Here is a 17106-nt window from a genome sequence, read left to right on the forward strand (position 1 = left end):
CGTGGATGAGATGAGCGAACCCGCCGCGTCCTTCGCCGGTTCCCGGCCACAGGGGCGCGCGCGGCGCCTGCCGGGAGGCTGGCGCCGATGGGTGGCCGTCATCTGCTGCCTGGTGGTGGCGACGGCGGTGACGCTGGCGGTGATCTCCTATAACTCGCCGCTGAGCCGGCTGAGCCGGCAGGTGGAGTCCTGGGCCGACGGCCAGGACACCGTGCTGGAGGCAACGACGCAGCTCTATCCGGAGTGGCCCGAGCTACTGCCGGAGCGCCTTGTGGTGGAAGCGGAGATCCGGCCCGAAGCTACCGCCGCCGAGGTCTGTGAACTGGCGGATCAGCTCAACGGGCTATTCGATCCCGAGGCCGGTGACGACATCCGCCGCGATCTCAGCCTGCGCCTGACCAGGAGCGGAACCAGCATCGTCTACGAGGACCAGTTGTTCTGGCCGCGATCGTCTGTGGGACGCGACTGGGAGGCGCCCCACTGCGCCCCGCTGGAGTACGCCTACGACTTGGCGGGCCCGGGCGTGGAGGAGATCGTCGCCGGCCCCGACTCCCTGCGGATCACCCGCGCCGACGCCGACGCGGTCCCGACGAGCCTGGTTGCGCGCGCCCCCGCCGACGCCGGGACAAGGGCGACGGCCACAGATGATGTACGTGTGCGCGGCTGGCAGGTGGAGGTCCGGGCCGACTCGGACAAGACCGTGCCCACAGAGGTCCTGGGCCCCGTCATGGAGGCACTTCCGGAGAATGACGACGGTCTGGTCTGGCTGGACTCCCAGGGCGATTCCGCAAGCGTTCGGCCCGCCGATTCGGTTGTCAGTCTGACCGCAAGGCGGCTGGAGGACCAACCGGGTGGGCCGACGGTTGAGGAGCAGGCGGCGGCGGTGCTGGCCGCGGCGGAGGGAACGCCCGGGCTTGAGGTGGTCGGCATCTGCGCTTCCAAGTGGCTCGCCGACACGACGGACGACCCGGAATCCACCGGCAGTTGCGTGTACTTCGACCTCGACGCCGACGGCGCCATCGTCCCGGACACGCCCTACCCGCACGGGCTCGCCGACCCGGACGCCCTGTATGCGGCCGCGCAGGAGCTGCGCGGCTGAGCGCTAGCGGCGCAGCTTCACAGCGCAAGTCCCGCTGAAAGCCACCGAGAGGAGCATCAGCGGTAACCCCGCGCCGGGTGTGGCACCGACACTATTGGTGAGAGCCGCGTGGGACGCGATCAGTGCGAGGGCTGTCAGCGCGGTCAATAGGGACATCCCGGCATCTATCCGGTCACTGTTAGCGCCCACCCGTCCCAGGGCGCACAACCACAGCGTGATGGCCAGAACGACCCCTACGGCCGCATGCAATTGCGCCGGTCCCAGGGTTTCCGGGCCGAAGAGCATCCCTATCAGGCCTAACGTATCCACCTCGCCCTTTCTATATCCGGTGGGGATCCGCAGATACCACGGGCTGAGCGCTGAACCGACCATGCAGGCCAGGCCTGCCCACAGCAGTGCGCTGCGCAAGGTCTCGTACAGGAAGCCGGTGGAAACGGGACCGGCGTGGTCTTGACTGTTGGCTGTATTTGTCACGCTTGTAGGTTACGGGACGGTGACGGACGGCGGTTGTGTGTCAACTGGGGGACTGAGACGCGCCCTACTCGCCCGCGTCGGGCAGTACCCAGGCGCGGGAGGGGGCGAAACCGACGCGCACGGCGTCGCCCTCGGCGTGGACGGCGCTGACGTCCGGGTCGGACTCCAGGCAGACGATGGTGCCCACCTGTGTCTCCACCTCGTACTCCACGTGGTCGCCGTAGAACACGGCCGACAGCACGCGGCCCATGTCGCCCACGAGCTCGCCCGCCCCGGCGGCCGCATCCTGCGCACCGACCGGCTCCAGGCGCACCGACTCCGGGCGCACCACCACGGTGACGGCGTCGCCGTCGCGCACGTCGGAGTGGCAGGAGGCCTCGACACCGCGGCCCAGCACCTGCACGCCGCACTTGCCCGCAGACACGCCCTGCGCCGTTGCCTGCAGGAAGTTGGCCCGCCCGATGAAGTCCGCCACGAAGGTGGAGGCGGGCCGCCGGTAGATCTCCTCCGGCGTGGCCACCTGCTCGATCCGGCCCGCGTTCATCACCACGATCCGGTCGGACATGGTCATCGCCTCGGACTGGTCGTGGGTGACGTAGATCGAGGTGATGCCCATGCGCTGCTGGAGGCGGCGGATCTCCAGGCGCATGCGTACGCGCAGCTTCGCATCCAGGTTGGACAGCGGCTCGTCGAACAGCAGCACCTTGGGCTGCACCACCATGGCGCGCGCCAGCGCCACCCGCTGCTGCTGGCCGCCGGAGAGCTCATTGGGGGCGCGATCCGCCAGCGAGGTCAGGTTCATGGACGTCAGTGCCACGTCCACCTGCTCGCGCATCTCCGCCGCGGGCACGCGCCGCAGCTTCAGGCCGTAGCCGACGTTGTCGCGCACGGACAGGTGCGGGAACAGGGCGTAGGACTGGAACACCATGGACATGGGGCGCCGGTTGGGCGGCAGCGACACCATGTTCTGCCCGTCGAGGATCACCTGCCCCGAGGTGGTGTTCTCGAAGCCGGCGATCATGCGCAGCGTGGTGGTCTTGCCGCAGCCGGAGGGCCCCAGGAAGGTGATGAACTCGCCGGGGGCGACGTCCAGGCTCACCCCGTGCACGGCGTACACGTCCTTGCCGCGGCCCGAGAACACCTTGACGACGTCGCGCAGCTCGAGGTGGCCGGTGGGGGCGTCCTTCTCGGCGCCGGGGCGTCCGGTGGATGCGGTGGTGGTGGAAGTGGTCATGTGGGGGTCTCCTTGGCTTTCGCCCCGCTGACCGGGGCGTTCTGGCTGGGTGGGTGAGTTCGGGGCCGACGACGACGCCGCGCGGCTCGGCGGGTGCGGCTCAGCGCGGCTCGCGTCCCGCGCCGGTGCCGCGTATGAGCAGGTTCAGGCCGCCGATCACGGTCATGACGATCAGGATCAGGATGGTGCAGAAGGCGAAGGCGTTGCCGAAGCGGCCGGCGTCCACCTCCGCCAGGATCTGGGAGGTCATGATCTTGGTGTGGGGGGTGGTGATGAAGATGATCGGGGACAGCGTCGTCATGGAGCGGGCGAAGGCGTAGACCAGGCCGGTCAGGAACGCGGGCCGGATCAGCGGCAGCGTGACCCGCAGGAAGGTCTGTGCTCCCGAGGCCCCCAGTGACGTCGAGGCCTCGTCGATGGCCTTGTCGATCTGCTGCAGGGAGGCGATGCCGGAGCGCTGCCCGGCCGGCATGGAGCGCGCCACGTACACCATGACGATGGCCATGGCGCCGCCCGCGATGGCGCTGCCGCCGGCGAGCGGGGCGATGATGTTGACGCCGAACAGGGCCACCGGACGGTTGAAGGTCACCAGGTAGCCGATGCCGATCACTGTGCCCGGCACGGCCAGCCCCAGCATGCCCAGGAAGTCCACCAGGGCGGCGCCGCGCCGCATCCGCACCACCACCAGCCAGGCCACGAGCATGCCCAGGATGCCCGCGATCGGGGTGGCGATGAGCGCCAGGATCGTGGTGTCGATCATCGACTCGTTGCCGATGCCGGACAGCAGGTACTCGAAGTGGCGCAGCGTGAAGGAGTTGTTCACGCCGAGGATCTCCACGAAGGCACCCACCACCACGGCCGCGTACACCGTCACCACCAGCGCCAGCACCGCCACGGAGACGACCAGCAGCGGGATGCGGGCCACGTTGGCGCGCAGCAGCTCGAAGGAGCCGGTCGGCTTGCCCGTTACCGTCACCGTGGAGGACCGGCCCGACCAGTACCGCTGCAGCAGGAACACCAGCAGGGAGGGCACCAGCAGCACCAGGGAGTAGGCGGCGCCCGCCGCGGTGTTGTACTCGCCGTTGATGGCGATATAGGCGCGCGAGGCCAGCACCGTGTAGTCCCCGCCGATCACCAGCGGGTTGGCCAGGTCGGCGATGGCCTCGGTGAACAGCAGCAGGAAGGAGGCGCCCAGGCCGGGCACCACCATTGGCAGCGTCACCGTGCGGAACACCGTGAACTTGGAGGCGCCCAGGGATGCGGCCGCCTCCTCCATGGCCGGATCGAGGCTGCGCAGCATGCCCACCAGGTTCATGTAGGCCACCGGGAAGAATGACAGTGACAGCACCAGGGTCAGCCCCGGCAGGCCGTAGATGTTCCACTCCTGACCCAGTAGTTGGGTGGAGATGATGCCGTTGCGCCCGAACAGGGTGATCGACGCCGTCGCCACCGCGAAGGGCGGGGAGACCACCGGCAGCAGGCAGATCAGGTGGAACAGGCGCTTGCCGCGGAACGCCACCCGCACCTGCACGTAGGCCAGTAGGAAGCCCACCAGGGTGCCGACGGTGCCGACGACCGTGCCCAGCACGAGCGTGTTCAGCACTGTGGCGCGGTTGGTGCGGGAGGAGGCGAGCCTGCTGAGGACGGCCAGCCCGTCTGCGGACAGGGCCTCACCCAGCACGCGTCCCAGCGGCAGTAGCACCAGGAAGATGAGGATCAGGAGGACGAGCGCGAGGATCGTCGTCGTCACCGGGTCCTGCTTGACGCGGGTGCGGCCGCGGGCGGAGGGCTTGGCGGGAGGTGTCTGAGTGAGGGGTGCGGCGGTCATGGGGGTCGCGCTTGAGGTCATGGGTGGTCCTCGGCTGGGTGTGGCGGGCAGCGGGCGACTGCGCCCGCCCGGGTTGAGGCGGGTGGCTTTGAGGTTGTGCCGGCCGGTGCGGGCTACCACGCTGGTGCCCGCACCGGCCGACGACCGGGTGCCGGGCTACTCCTTGGGCTCGGCGGCGATCTCCTCGTCGAAGCGGGCGGTCAGGTCGGGCTTGGCGGCGGCCGCGGCGGCGAAGTCGTAGTCGATCAGGTTGATGTCGTCCAGGTTCGCCATCTTGTCGCTGGTGTCGGCGTCGGGGTTGGTCAGGACCTGGTAGGAGCCCACGGTCTGGCCGACGTTCTGCCCCTCGGCGGAGATGGCGAAGTCGATGTAGGCCTGGGCGGCGGCCTTGTGGCTGGAGCCGGCCACCAGGGCGACGCCGCCGACCTCGTAGCCGGTGCCCTCCTCGGGGAAGGAGACGACCAGGTCGGTCATGCCCTCCTCCTGGTACTTCACGCAGTCGTGGGAGAAGACCAGGCCGACGGCGGCCTCGCCGCGCCCGGCGATCTGGCCGGGGGCGGTGCCGGACTTGGAGTACTGCAGCACGTTGTTGTGCAGCTGCTTCATGTAGTCCATGCCGGCGTCTTCGCCGCCCAGGCGCGTGACCTGCGTCCACAGGGTGGTGAAGGCCGTGCCGGAGGTGGAGGGGTGGGCCATGGAGACCTGGCCCTTCAGGGCCGGGTCGAGCAGGTCGTCCCAGGAGTCCGGGGCGTCAATGCCCAGCTTGTCCAACTGGGACTGGTTGGAGCAGAAGCCGAGCGCGCCGATGTACACGCCGGTCCAGTTGCCGTCGGGGTCCTTGTACTCGTCGGGGATCTTGGCCGCCTCGGGTGAGGTGTAGGCCTCGATCAGGCCCTGGTTGACGGCCTCGCCGTAGCCGTCCACGGGGCCGCCGTGCCAGACGTCGAACTCGGGGTTGTCCTTGGCGGAGGCCAGGCGGGCGACGGTCTCACCCGAGGACAGGCGCACGTAGGTGGCCTTGATGCCGGTCTGCTCGGTGAACTTGTCGGTCCAGGCCTGGCACAGGTCCTCCATCGCCCCGCAGGCGATGGTGATCGGGCCCTCGTCTGAGCCGGTGGTGGAGGAGCCGGAGTCGGTGGAGCCGGCGCAGCCGGACAGGGCGAGCCCGCCCGCCATGACGGCCGTCAGCAGCGCGGTGCCGTACCGCGAGAAAGTACGCATGGGAATGCCTTTCGGGAAGTGTTGACGCAGCTGTGCGCCAAGTCACCACCATGATGCATGGTGTGGCCTGCCGGGACGATGGAATGACGGTCGCGAACTGTGACAGCGGTGTCATTCTCGTCCGTTGGTGGCTTCGGCCGGCTCACTCCCGGTCGAGTGGCGGCATGCGGTAGCCGCGCCCGCGTACCGCCACGACGACGTCGGCGGGCACGTCGTGCGCCTGCAGGTGCCGGCGCAGCCGGTAGACTGTGGTGCGCACCATCTCCCGGCCCCCGGAGTCGTCGCTGGTGCCCCACACCTCGTTGAGCAGGTCCTGCCAGGTGACGACGGTGTCGCGCCGCCGCGCCAGGGCGGCCAGCAGCCGGGACTCCGTGTCCGGCAGCGGAATGTTGCGCCCGGACCAGGAGACCCGGCCGGTCGCCGTCGACACCCGCAGGGGGCCGTTGGTGATCGCGTCCGGACCCGAGCCGGAGCGGCGCGTCACGGCCCGGGCCCGCAGCGCCAGCTCGCGGGGTGAGAATGGCTTGGTGACGTAGTCGTCGGCGCCCGCCTCCAGGCCGGCGATGCGATCGGGCTCGTCACGCATGGCCGTCAGCAGGATGATCGGGACCTGACTGCCGGTTCCCCGCAACCGCCGGCAAAGGTCGACGCCGGAGCCGCCCGGCAGCATGACGTCCAGGACCACCAGGTCGAGGTCGCGGGCGGAGGCCAGCTCCCAGGCGGTCGCGGCGTCGGGGGCAGTCAGGCACTCGAAGCCCTGCGTCTCCAGCGCGAAGGTGACCACGTAGAGCATCTGCGGCTCGTCGTCGACGACGAGCGCCACCAGTTTCGGGGTGCGTGGGCCGGGTACGGGACCGGTCATCTTGAGGCTCCATTCGTGGCCGTCGTGTCCGGCGCGGCGGTGCCGGGCGTGGGGGTGCCGGGTGCGGGGTGCAGTGGCAGGGTCAGGTAGACGGTCGTGCCCCGAGCGGCCATCGTATCGATCAGGACGCGGCCGCCGTGCGCCTCCATGATCCGCTGCGTGACCATCATGCCCAGGCCGGCGCCGCGGCTCGACGGCGCCGTCAGGGGGTTGGAGGTCGCATAGGGGGTGAAGGCGCGCCTGCGCTCCTGGACGTTCATGCCGGCGCCGTCGTCCATGACGGTGATGAGGGCGTCGTCGGTGTCGGCGCTGATGCGCACGGTCACCGGCTCGCCGGCGCAGTGGCGCAGCGCGTTGGTCACCGTGTTGGCGACGGCCTGGCGCAGCAGTCCGCGGTCGGCCGCGACGCGCACCGGGCGCCCGTGATCCTCCAGGCGGATCGTGGTGCGGGTGGAGCGGCGCATCTCCTGGATCAGGTCGCGCACGAGCGCTCGCAGCTCGACCCGTTCCCGGCGCAGGGCGCGGACCTCGTGGTCCAGGCGCGCCTCGGTGAGGAAGTCCTCGGCCATCTGGGAGGCGTCGCGGGCGTTGTCGAGGATCGTGGTCACGAAGCGGCGCTGCACCTCGTTCAAGTCGCCCGGCGTCTCCTCGTCCAGCAGCTCGGCGGAGGCGCTGATCAGTGCCAGGGGTGTGCGGATCTCGTGGGCGAGCACGTCGCGCGGGGTGCTGCGCCGCTGGGCCTCCTCCCGTAGGCGGTCGTTGTCCCGGCGGGCGAGGGTGAGCGCTCGCCGCCAGTGCACGGCCAGCACGGTGGCCACGACTGCGGTGGTGACCAGGGCCCAGCCGATGGTCACGTTGAGGAGGACGCTCATGGATCCCATCATGCCCGCTCGCCGCGCTGCGGCCCGGCGACGCCGTGCGGTACCGGTAGCGTGGCGACGCCGTGCGGCCCCGGCGGCGCGGCGGGGCCTGTGGGCCACTTCGGGCGGGTCATCGGGAATGTCGGGGGAAGGGGCTCGACGGCTGCCCCCGGGGCCCGCCGGTGGGGTCGGGTGCGGGGGAGGCCGACGATGGGGACCCGTCGCCATTGACGCGCCCTTGAGAGTGACGATGCCATCTCCCGGCGCACCGACCTATGGCGTACATCACCAAATTGTTTCGTCGGCGGAAGCAAAGGTTTTCTGCCGCAGTTACATGGACGAGATTGGGACTGAGGTCCTCTGACGCACGTTTGACTTGCTCGGGCATGACTGGAGCTGCGTCTGGCGTACCGTGCGCCGATGCTAGTTCGTCGCGGTGTTTCGCGGAAAGGTGCGACTCTGTCCGGCTGGGGGGAGGGATGGTGCCCTCCGCTGAGTGCGCGCCGCGCCGGGCGGTGCTCGCGTAGGCCGATCGGCCCGCAGTACGTCCGCATGGCGAGACTGGACTGCAACCCCGGGGGCCTGTCTTCCAGGCCGAGCCGCATCCGATGTGACTACCCTGGGGCCGTGAGCACGACGCCGCCATCCGAGCCGCTCCCAGGCCAGCTCCCTGACCAGCGGGTGGCCGTCGTCATTCCGGCCAAGGATGAGGCCGAGCGCATCGCCGCCACCGTGCGCGCCTGCCGCGCCATTCCCCGAGTCGACCTGGTGGTCGTCGTCGACGACGGCTCCACCGACTCCACCCAGGAGCACGCCCGCGCCGCCGGCGCCGTGACCGTCCGCCACGCCGTCTCCCGCGGCAAGGCCTCCGCCATGGAGACCGGTGCGAGCGTCGTCGCCATGCGGGACTATGAGGACGGACCTGCTCGCCTGCTGCTGTTCGTCGACGCGGACCTGGGTGACTCCGCAGCCGCCTGCTCCGAGCTCGTTCCCCCAATCGTCGACGGCGTCGCCGACATGTCCATCGCCGTCCCCCCCAAGCAGGCGGGAGCCGGCGGTCGCGGGCGGGTCGTGCGCGCCGCCCGGGCCGCGATTGCCGGGGCGACCGGCTGGGCCCCCGTCGCGCCCCTGTCGGGGCAGCGCTGCATCACCCGCGCGGCCTACGAGGCGGCCTCGCCGCTCGCCGAGGGGTGGGGCGTTGAGGTCGGGCTGAGCATTGACGTGCTCGTCGCCGGCATGACGGTGATCGAGGTCCCCTGCGACATCACCCACCGCGTCTCCCTGAACGATCGCGCCGGACGCCTGCACCGCGCCGCCCAGTACAAGGACGTTGTGCGCGCCGTGACCTCCCGCCGCCTGCGCCGCGTGCGCGTGCCCGCGGACAAGCTCGACGACGCCGCCGTCCACGACCAGATGCCCTTCCGCGCCTACCGCGCGTGGGCGGACGACCGGCCCCCGGCGGACGTGGCCTGAGCCGTCCCCTCACCCACACCGGCGCAGGCACCGCACCGAGCAGGGCTACGGGCGGCGTCAGCGCGGGCCGATCCGCGTACTCACCAGCAGCGCGGCCAGCGCCGGCAGGGCGGCGGCCGCCGAGAAGAGCAGCATCGTCAGCCCCGAGTCATTCACCAGCACCTCAACCACCACCAGCACCGCCAGCGCCCGCAGCGCCGGGACCAGCCACGCGGGCGCCGTCGTCACCAACCAGGCGTAGGGGCCCTCACCCGCGCGGGCACTCCGGGCGGTGCGGCGCAGCCACCAGGCGGCCGCGCCGGCCACGCCCACTCCGACGCCCAGCGCCAACAGCGCCAACGGACTGGTGAGGAAGGGTGCGACGAGCGCCGCGGCCTTACGGGCCAGTGTCGCGCCCGCACCCCCGCTCAGCACCTGGCTCACGAATCCCCCCAGATGCGTGCGTGACCCGGTGGCGTAGTCCGCGACCGCGAAGGCGCCAACCACTCCCACCGTCACCGCCCCGACGGCCAGCCACCGCCGCAGGCCCAGCCGCACCCCGGCCAGTCCCGCCGCCAGCGCCACCAGCGCCGGAATCAGCGTCAGCGCCCCACCGACGTCGGCCCCCAGCTGCGGAGCGCCGTCGACGGCGAGCGCCAGCAGCCCGGGCACGCCCACGGCCGCCGCCACCAGCGGGCGGCGGGGTGCACGCCCCGCGGCGAATCGCTCCGCCCCGGCGGCGAGCACCACGAGCAGCCCGCCCGCCGCCAGCGCGAAGGCAGTGTTCGACACCCCGTAGAAGCGCCCCGCCACCACCGCATTCATCCCCAGCGGCCCGTTGAACCCCAGCGGGGCGCCGACGGCGGCATCGGCCAGGATCACCACCGGCCCCGACGCCGCCGCCACCAGCGCCGCCGCCCCGTCCGCCCGCAGCGCCCGGGCCACCAGCACGGCCACCGCCGTCATCACTCCCGCCACTGCGGCCGCGGTCAGGGCCGCAACCATCGGTGCCCACGTCCCCGTGCGCCACCACGGCACCAGATTCGACAGCCAGATCCCGGCGGGCAGGGCGGCCGCCCAGCAGGCCGCGCCGCCCAGGCGCCCCGGCGGCCCATGCCGTGGGTGGCGCAAGCCGACGCCGACGGCGGCCACCGCCACCAGCGCGATCGCGAACAGCATGAGTGACACCGGGATCACCGCGCGTTCGGAGGCGACGGCGTGGGCGGCGTCGTCGGCCAGGGAGGCCACGTGCCCGGCGCTCCCGGGCGAGCCGGGGGCAGTGGCGCTCGCGGAGGTGCCGGTGCGGTCGGCGGACGCGGCTGCGGGAAACGTCAGCGCCTCGCTACTCAGCCCGGAGTTGGCGACCGCCTCCTGCCCGGCGACTGCCCCCAGCAGGGTCGGCGCCAGGTCGGTCAACTGGATCAGGCCGGGCCGGTGCGTACTCGGGCCGACCAGGAGCCCCCCGTCGTAGCCGCGCGTGGAAGTGGCGCCCGCGGGCAGGATCGCGATCTGCGGGGACGGGTCCTGCGGGTCGGCCACGGAGACGACGACGATCCGGGCCCTCCCCGACAGCTCATCGAGTGCGTCCGCCAGCGCCGTGAGGGCCTCGGCCGCTCTCGTCTCATTGCCCGGGGAGACCGCGGAATCGTCTGTTGAGTCGGCCGGGTGCCCCGGCGTGGAGCCGGTCCGGGGGCCGGGTGCTGAGTCGGCCGCGGCCCCCGGCGTGGAGCCGGTCCGGGAGCCGGCGTCCATGAGGTCGACCAGGATCAGCTCCGGGCGGCTCCCAGCCGGGTCCGTAAGCAGCTGGGCCACTGAACCCGCCGTTGCGGGCGGACCTTCCGCCGTCGTCAGCGCCAGGACGGCGCCCTCGCCAACGGCCGCGTAGTCGACCCCGGCGTCGTCCAGTGCCTTCGCCAGGGCCCCCGGTTCGGCCCCGTAACCGTCGGCATGCGCCGAGCGGACGGCGTCCGCCCAGGTCCCCCCGGAGCACGCGGATGCGGCTCCCCCGTGGGAGGAGTCGGCACGGGCGCGCGCCCCGGCGCCGAGGGTCACCCAGCCGTCCGCCGGACAGGTGGTGTTCCCGATACCGCGCTGGACCAGGTTCACCGGCGTATTCGCCGCCGCATACTCCTCCACCCTGGTGGCGGCGGCAGCCAGCCGCGGGTCATCCCCCGCCGAGAGCGCGCGCACCGACACCCACGACACGCCACTCACCCCGAGCACGACGAGCGGCGCGGCTGCGGAGTCGGCGGCGTTCACGGGCGCGGGCGCTGGGGCCGCGCCGGGCGCCGTCGCCGTCGTCGTCGCTATCGTCGCGGCGGCCGCAGGGGTGGAGGCAGGCGCGGGCGGCCCGGCCGCTCCCAGAACTATCCCCAACACCGTCAGCAATGCCGCCGCGCGGGCCCACATGGCTGTCCCGAGCGGTGAGCGCCGCCGGGCGCGCTTGGGGTCGCTCATACGAGCAGCCTACGTGGGGTGTTCGGGCGTTTCGACGGCGAATCGCGGGATAGCCTGTGCGCATGACGAGCCCCGCCCCCACTTGGTCCTTCCTCGGCCCCGGCGGCACCTTCTGCGAAACCGCCCTGAGGCAGGTGGCGCCCGCCGACGTCGTCCTCGACCCCTGCCAGGACGTTCCCACCGCCCTGGATCGTGTGCGTGACCGTAGCGCCGTCGCCGCCGTCGTCCCCATCGAGAACTCCGTCGAGGGCGGTGTCAATGTCACGCTCGACAACCTCGTTGCCGGAGCGCCCCTGGTGATTGCAGCCGAAATGGCCGTGCCCATCACCTTCGTTCTGGCGGGGCGCCCGGGTACCCGCCTGGAGGACGTGCGCGCCATCTCCACCCACCCCCACGCCTGGGCGCAGTGCCGCGGCTGGGTCCACCAGCACCTGCCGGGCGCCGCCTACATCGAGGGCAGCTCCACTTCCGCGCCCGCGCGCGCCCTGGCCGAGGCCGACGACGCCGCGGCCGCCGCCCTGGGGTACCAGGCGGTGCTGTGCAATCCGCTCGCCGCCGAGCAGTACAACCTGGCTGTGATCGCCGGGGGAGTGGCCGACAACCCCGACGCGGTCACCCGCTTCGTCAAGGTCTCCCGCCCCGGCCGGGTCGGTGAGCCGACAGGCGCCGACAAGACCACCCTGCTGGTGCAGCTGCCGCACAACCGTGCCGGCGCCCTGCTGGACATGCTCGAGCAGTTCAGCGTCCGCGGCGTGAACCTGACCCGCATCGAGTCCCGGCCTGTTGGCGACTCCCTGGGACGCTACCGGTTCTCCATCGACGTTGAAGGGCACATTCGGGAAGAGCGCGTGCAGGCCGCCTTCATCGGCCTGCACCGTACGTGCCCGTTCGTCCGCTTCCTCGGCTCCTACCCGCGCCTGGACTCGCTGCCGGTGGTGGTTCCCGCCGGGACCAGTGACAAGGACTTCGTGGTGGCGCGCTCGTGGGTGGCCGAAGTGTTGGAGGGGCGCACGCTCTGAGATCGGTAGATCTTACGTACCGAGGTCGGTAGTTGTTACGTACCGAGGTCGGTAGTTGTTACGTGCTGAGGTCGGTAGATCTTACGTACCGAGGTCGGTAGTTGTTACGTACCGAGGTCGGTAGTTGTTACGTGCTGAGGTCGGTAGATCTTACGTACCGAGGTCGGTAGATCTTACGTGCTCTTCCGGCTTAAGAGCGCGGGAGTCTGGCCGGGGCTTCGGGGTTATGAGGTGCGGGTCGTCATGGGGTGGCGTAGGGGTGTGTCTGGGCAGGTGCGGGTGGTTAGGGTCCGGTCGGGTGGGTACTCCCGGGGGCGGCGCACGCTCAGCCACCTTGCCACTCCGACCTAACAGCGAGTTTTGCCCGGTATTTCAACGTTCTTGGTTTTGGGTCGAAGGAGGCCGGTCGGCTCCTACGTGCGCCGCGGCGGTCGGCGCACGTGGGAGCCGACTGCACCGTTCACCGACTGAGGTGTTTTCCGCATGATTCCGCCAAATCCCTAAAACAGCGCCACAACTGAGCGTGCGGCGCGCTCGTCGCCGGACCCACCCGCGCCGAACCTGAACACCCCACTACGGACCCACACCCCGGATCGGCCCACCACGACCGCCCCCATACCCCCAAACTGGAAGGCCGGTTTGCCAGCTCCTCGTTATTGTCGTGAGGCAGGCTCGTGCTTGGGCGTGTGCTGCACACTCGAGGCGCCCTCCTGGAGGTGCCATGCCTAGATATTCCTTGGGGTTTCAGGGATTCGTCGCAAGTAGTGGAATCTGGCCCGGCGTCTCCGATGCGCAAATGGTGCCTCGCGGGGCACCGCACCCCGGCCTACGCGGGGCACCGCACCCGTAGCGCCCCGGGCTGCACCCGCGCGCGGACGCCACGCGTCGGCGCCACCAGGTCGCCGTCGATCTCCACGGCCGTCGGCAGGTCCAGCAGCACCGTCACCATCCGCCCGCGTCGCAGCACCACCTGCGCGGCGCGCCCATCGGAGTATGAGGCGGGCCGCGGCGGCAGCACCTGTCGTGCCAACGACGCCCATCCCCACAGGCCATGCAGCGTGTCTATTGCGGCGACGTCGAGCAGACCGTCGTCGAGGCGGGCGTCCGGCAGCAGCGTGATGCCCGCAGGAAGCCTACCGCCGTTGGCGAGCAACAGGGTTCGTGCCGTGAGCCGCTCGGTGCGCGGAGACCGCGGTGAGACGGCGGCTGCCTCGGGGACGACGTCGACCACCGGCCCAGTCCCGCCGGGCCCTCCAGCACTGGCGACGGCGGCGGCCGTCCGCGCGACAGCCGCCATCGTGCCGCCCTGAACCCCCAGCACCAGGCTCATGCGCCGTCGCCCCAGGTTCTCCAATGCCGCAAGCCCATACGCCCCCCAACTCAGGCGCTCCTTCAGGGCCGGTCGCGTGGAGGCGACCAGTCCGGCGTCGAAGCCGATACCCGCCACCACCATGCAGGCATGCTCGTCTCCCAGACTCGGCCGCGCCCACCCCTCCGGGGGCTCGAGGCGCTCGTCACCGTCGCTTCCGGCAGGACCGGCCGTGCAATTCGTCGGTGATCCGTGGCCGGGAACGTCGACGGCGGCCAGCGGGCCCGTGTGCTCGGGCGGTTCGGTGCGAACCCACACCAGATCGGTCGGCGTCGGCCGGCCAGCAGCGGCTATACGGGCCAATTCCGCGTGACGACGCAGCGGCAGCCCCAGGTTCCTGGCCGCCAGGTTCGCCGTCCCCAGCGGCATGACTCCCATGTCTACCCCCGTGCCTGCCAGGCCGGCAGCAACCGACCGCACGGTGCCGTCGCCGCCGGCGGCGATCACGAGCCCGGCGCCCGAGGCCACGGCGAGGCGGGCCTGCACGGAGCCGGTCTCGCGGGCAGAGGTCTCCAGCCAGACAGTGCGGTAGCCGACGGCATCGAGAGCATCCCCGAGTGCCTGTCTCACGGCGCGCGTAGCGGCTGGTTTTACGGGATTAATGACGACGGCGGCAACAGGCGCCGGGTCGGTGCCGGCGGTCATGGTGCAAGGCTACCGGCGTGGTGCGTTCGCCGCTCCGGATACTGGAGTCCTCAACCATATCTACCGACCTCGGCACGTAAGATCTACCGACCTCGGTGCGTAAGATCTACCGACCTCGCGGGGGTGGGGCTGCTGCGCCGGGCAGCCCGGCCCGGCGGGCGAGGCCGGTGAGGATCTCCGCCAGGCGCGTGAAGTCGGCGCCGCGGGATGAGGAACTGCGGTGCACCAGGCCGATGGGCCGGGTCGGCACCGGAGCGGCGAAGCGGACTATGGCGTAGCCCCGCCCGGAGAGCAGGCGCACGGCGCCCTCCGGGATCACGGTGACGCCGGCGCCGTTGGAGACCATTTGCACCACGGTCGACAGGGTGGTGGCGACGGCGGCGGGTGGGTTGGCGCCGTAGCGCTGACACAGGGCGAGAGTCTGGTCCCGCAGGCAGTTGCCCTCGTCGAGCAGTAGCAGCCGCTGCCCGTCGAGTTCTGCGGGGACGACGTCGTCGCGGCCCGCCCAGGGGTGGCCCACCGGCACGAGCGCGATAAGCGGTTCGTCATACATGTGAATGGCCGTGGAGCGCCGCAGGTCGACGTCGGTGCTGATGATGGCCGCATCCAGGCGCCCCTGGGTGAGCAGGTCGAGCAGGTCTCCGGTGACCATTTCCCGCAACTCCGGGTGCAGCAGGGGCAGCTCACGGTCCAGGCCGTCCAGCACAAGCGGTACCAGGTAGGGGGCGAGCGTGGGGATGACTCCCAGGCGGAGGGTGCCTGCTAGCGCGGCCCCCTGGTTGGTCACCGCCTCGTTGAACGACTCCGCCGCCAGTACTGCCTCGCGCGCGTAGGGCAGCAGTGCCTGCCCGAGCGGGGTGACCAGAACCCGGCGGGTGGTGCGCTCGACGAGTTCGCCGTCGACGCGCTTCTCCAGCGCGGTGATCGCCTGCGACAGGCTGGGCTGGCTGACGCCCAGGGTCGTGGCCGCCTCGCCGAAGTGCTGGTGGTCGCACAGCGCGACGAAGGCCCTCAGCTGGGAGAAGGAGGGAAGAGTGGTGCTGGACATGATGGGTCCCAAATGTTGGTGGCGGTCCGGCCTGCGGGCCGGGGGAGATCCGGCCTGCGGGCCGGGGGAGAGTCGAGGGGCAGTGTCTTATTGGTATTGACTCTAGATCACGCGCGGGTGGATCTCATGCGGTTTGCGGGCTGTTCCGGTTCGGGGTGTGCGGGTTCTGGCGTGTCGTGGCTTGTGTCCATGCGCGTGTGGGTGGAGGGCCCGCGTCTGGTTACACTCGCATCCATGATCGATCTGCGTGCGCTTCGTGAGAACCCCGAGCCCTTCCGCGCCAGCCAGCGTGCCCGCGGCGCCGACGTCGCCCTCGTCGACCGCATCATCGAGGCCGACGAGGCCCGCCGCACCAGCCTGGCCCGCTTCGAGTCCCTGCGCGCCGAGCAGAAGACGGTTTCCCGGTCGGTCGGCAAGGCCGCCACCCCCCAGGAGCGCGAGGCCGCCCTGCGCGGCGCCAAGGAGCTGGCGGAGCAGGTCCGGCAGGCGCAGGCCGCCGCCGACGACGCCGCAGGCGTGCTGGGTGAGCTCACCTCCCAGTTCCAGAACCTGATCGAGGGGGCCCCATCCGGGGGCGAGGAGGACTATGTGGTCCTGCGTCACGAGGGGCCTTCTCCGCGCGACTTCGCGGCCGAGGGCTTCGAGCCCGCCGATCACCTGGCGCTCGGCGAGGGCCTGGACATTATCGACACGCGCCGCGGCGCCAAGGTCTCCGGCGCCCGCTTCTACTACCTCAAGGGCTGGGGCATGCGCCTGGAGCTGGCGCTGATGACCGCCGCCCTGGACAAGGCGGTCGAGCACGGCTTCATCCCCATGACCACCCCCACCCTGGTCACCCCACAGGTGATGGGCGGCACCGGGTTCCTCGGCGCCCACAGCGACGAGATCTACTACCTGCCCGCCGACGACCTGTACCTGACCGGCACCTCCGAGGTGGCGCTGGCCGGCTACCACACCGATGAGATCATCGACCTCTCCGCAGGGCCGAAGCGCTACATGGGCTGGTCCACCTGCTATCGGCGCGAGGCCGGTGCCGCCGGCAAGGACACCCGCGGCATCATCCGCGTGCACCAGTTCAACAAGGCGGAGATGTTCTCCTACTGCCGGCCCGAGGACGCCGCCGAGGAGCACCAGCGGCTGCTGGCCATGGAGGAGGAGATGCTGGCGCTGGTGGGCCTGCCCTACCGGGTGATCGACACCGCCGCCGGCGACCTGGGCTCCTCCGCCGCCCGCAAGTTCGATTGCGAGGCCTGGCTGCCCACCCAGAACCGTTGGATGGAGGTCACCTCCACCTCGAACTGCACCACCTTCCAGGCGCGGCGCCTGTCCATCCGGGAGCGCCGTGACGGCAGGACGGCGCCTGTGGCCACGCTGAACGGCACCCTGGCGACCACCCGCTGGATGGTCGCCATCCTGGAGAACCAGCAGCGCGCGGACGGGACCGTCGTCGTCCCCGAGGGGCTGCGCCCATACCTGGGCGGCCTCGAGGTCATCGAGCCGGTCGCCTGAAGCCATGCGCACCGAAACGGCGCCCTTCA

Annotated in this window: 13 protein-coding genes; 4 read left to right on the forward strand and 9 right to left on the reverse strand. The window is 71.1% G+C overall.

Translation table 11 applies throughout. The features are described from left to right. Positions 1 to 10 precede the first annotated feature (10 nt). Entirely contained in the window at positions 11 to 1099 is a 1089-nt protein-coding gene (locus E4J16_RS00975) for a hypothetical protein (protein ID WP_136312990.1), read from the forward strand. 3 nt (positions 1100 to 1102) lie between these two features. Here E4J16_RS00975 and E4J16_RS00980 read toward each other — a convergent pair whose 3' ends face one another. From E4J16_RS00980 to E4J16_RS01005, 6 genes are all read right to left on the reverse strand, one after another. Next, on the reverse strand, positions 1103 to 1573 hold the full coding sequence (locus E4J16_RS00980) for a hypothetical protein (RefSeq protein ID WP_136312991.1): 471 nt from the start codon (positions 1571 to 1573) through the stop codon (positions 1103 to 1105). Positions 1574 to 1637: 64 nt separating this feature from the next. Then, positions 1638 to 2807, reverse strand: a complete 1170-nt coding sequence (locus tag E4J16_RS00985; protein ID WP_136312992.1) for an ABC transporter ATP-binding protein — start codon at positions 2805 to 2807, stop codon at positions 1638 to 1640. 100 nt (positions 2808 to 2907) lie between these two features. Further along, positions 2908 to 4635, reverse strand: coding sequence for an ABC transporter permease (locus E4J16_RS00990; RefSeq protein ID WP_204519977.1), 1728 nt, complete (start codon positions 4633 to 4635; stop codon positions 2908 to 2910). A 156-nt stretch (positions 4636 to 4791) separates the two neighbouring features. After that, complete coding sequence (locus E4J16_RS00995) at positions 4792 to 5856, reverse strand: ABC transporter substrate-binding protein (RefSeq protein WP_240038202.1); 1065 nt, start codon at positions 5854 to 5856, stop codon at positions 4792 to 4794. A gap of 142 nt (positions 5857 to 5998) precedes the next feature. Then, complete coding sequence (locus tag E4J16_RS01000; protein WP_136312994.1) at positions 5999 to 6718, reverse strand: response regulator transcription factor; 720 nt, start codon at positions 6716 to 6718, stop codon at positions 5999 to 6001. Next, the gene (locus E4J16_RS01005) at positions 6715 to 7590 is read right to left on the reverse strand and encodes a sensor histidine kinase (protein ID WP_136312995.1); all 876 of its coding nucleotides are present in this window, start codon (positions 7588 to 7590) and stop codon (positions 6715 to 6717) included. Before E4J16_RS01005 ends, E4J16_RS01000 begins: the two co-directional genes overlap by 4 nt. Before the next feature lie 615 nt (positions 7591 to 8205). Between E4J16_RS01005 and E4J16_RS01010 the strand changes: the two genes are divergently transcribed. Next, entirely contained in the window at positions 8206 to 9051 is an 846-nt protein-coding gene (locus E4J16_RS01010) for a glycosyltransferase (protein ID WP_240038203.1), read from the forward strand. 57 nt (positions 9052 to 9108) lie between these two features. On the opposite strand, the gene E4J16_RS01015 is transcribed toward E4J16_RS01010, so the two are convergent. Further along, positions 9109 to 11487, reverse strand: a complete 2379-nt coding sequence (locus E4J16_RS01015) for a hypothetical protein (protein WP_168709422.1) — start codon at positions 11485 to 11487, stop codon at positions 9109 to 9111. A 62-nt stretch (positions 11488 to 11549) separates the two neighbouring features. Between E4J16_RS01015 and pheA the strand changes: the two genes are divergently transcribed. Further along, the gene (gene pheA, locus E4J16_RS01025) at positions 11550 to 12506 is read left to right on the forward strand and encodes a prephenate dehydratase (RefSeq protein ID WP_136312998.1); all 957 of its coding nucleotides are present in this window, start codon (positions 11550 to 11552) and stop codon (positions 12504 to 12506) included. Positions 12507 to 13332: 826 nt separating this feature from the next. On the opposite strand, the gene E4J16_RS01030 is transcribed toward pheA, so the two are convergent. Further along, on the reverse strand, positions 13333 to 14520 hold the full coding sequence (locus E4J16_RS01030; protein WP_136312999.1) for a diacylglycerol/lipid kinase family protein: 1188 nt from the start codon (positions 14518 to 14520) through the stop codon (positions 13333 to 13335). Between the two features lie 106 nt (positions 14521 to 14626). Continuing rightward, entirely contained in the window at positions 14627 to 15568 is a 942-nt protein-coding gene (locus E4J16_RS01035; protein WP_136313000.1) for a hydrogen peroxide-inducible genes activator, read from the reverse strand. Between the two features lie 234 nt (positions 15569 to 15802). Between E4J16_RS01035 and serS the strand changes: the two genes are divergently transcribed. Further along, positions 15803 to 17077: a serine--tRNA ligase gene (gene serS, locus E4J16_RS01040; RefSeq protein ID WP_136194092.1), complete on the forward strand. Its 1275-nt coding sequence runs from the start codon at positions 15803 to 15805 to the stop codon at positions 17075 to 17077. The last annotated feature ends 29 nt before the right edge of the window (positions 17078 to 17106 follow it).

This window comes from Actinomyces procaprae (assembly GCF_004798665.1).
In the GTDB taxonomy this organism is placed as follows: Bacteria; Actinomycetota; Actinomycetes; order Actinomycetales; family Actinomycetaceae; genus Actinomyces; species Actinomyces procaprae.

Coding starts and splice junctions, on each gene's coding strand:
- E4J16_RS00995 (WP_240038202.1), bottom strand. CDS start 5,856: ATGCGTACTTTCTCGCGGTACGGCACCGCGCTGCTGACGGCCGTCATG.
- E4J16_RS01030 (WP_136312999.1), bottom strand. CDS start 14,520: ATGACCGCCGGCACCGACCCGGCGCCTGTTGCCGCCGTCGTCATTAAT.
- E4J16_RS01000 (WP_136312994.1), bottom strand. CDS start 6,718: ATGACCGGTCCCGTACCCGGCCCACGCACCCCGAAACTGGTGGCGCTC.
- E4J16_RS00990 (WP_204519977.1), bottom strand. CDS start 4,635: ATGACCGCCGCACCCCTCACTCAGACACCTCCCGCCAAGCCCTCCGCC.
- serS (WP_136194092.1), top strand. CDS start 15,803: ATGATCGATCTGCGTGCGCTTCGTGAGAACCCCGAGCCCTTCCGCGCC.
- E4J16_RS01035 (WP_136313000.1), bottom strand. CDS start 15,568: ATGTCCAGCACCACTCTTCCCTCCTTCTCCCAGCTGAGGGCCTTCGTC.
- pheA (WP_136312998.1), top strand. CDS start 11,550: ATGACGAGCCCCGCCCCCACTTGGTCCTTCCTCGGCCCCGGCGGCACC.
- E4J16_RS00985 (WP_136312992.1), bottom strand. CDS start 2,807: ATGACCACTTCCACCACCACCGCATCCACCGGACGCCCCGGCGCCGAG.
- E4J16_RS00975 (WP_136312990.1), top strand. CDS start 11: ATGAGCGAACCCGCCGCGTCCTTCGCCGGTTCCCGGCCACAGGGGCGC.
- E4J16_RS01015 (WP_168709422.1), bottom strand. CDS start 11,487: ATGAGCGACCCCAAGCGCGCCCGGCGGCGCTCACCGCTCGGGACAGCC.
- E4J16_RS01005 (WP_136312995.1), bottom strand. CDS start 7,590: ATGAGCGTCCTCCTCAACGTGACCATCGGCTGGGCCCTGGTCACCACC.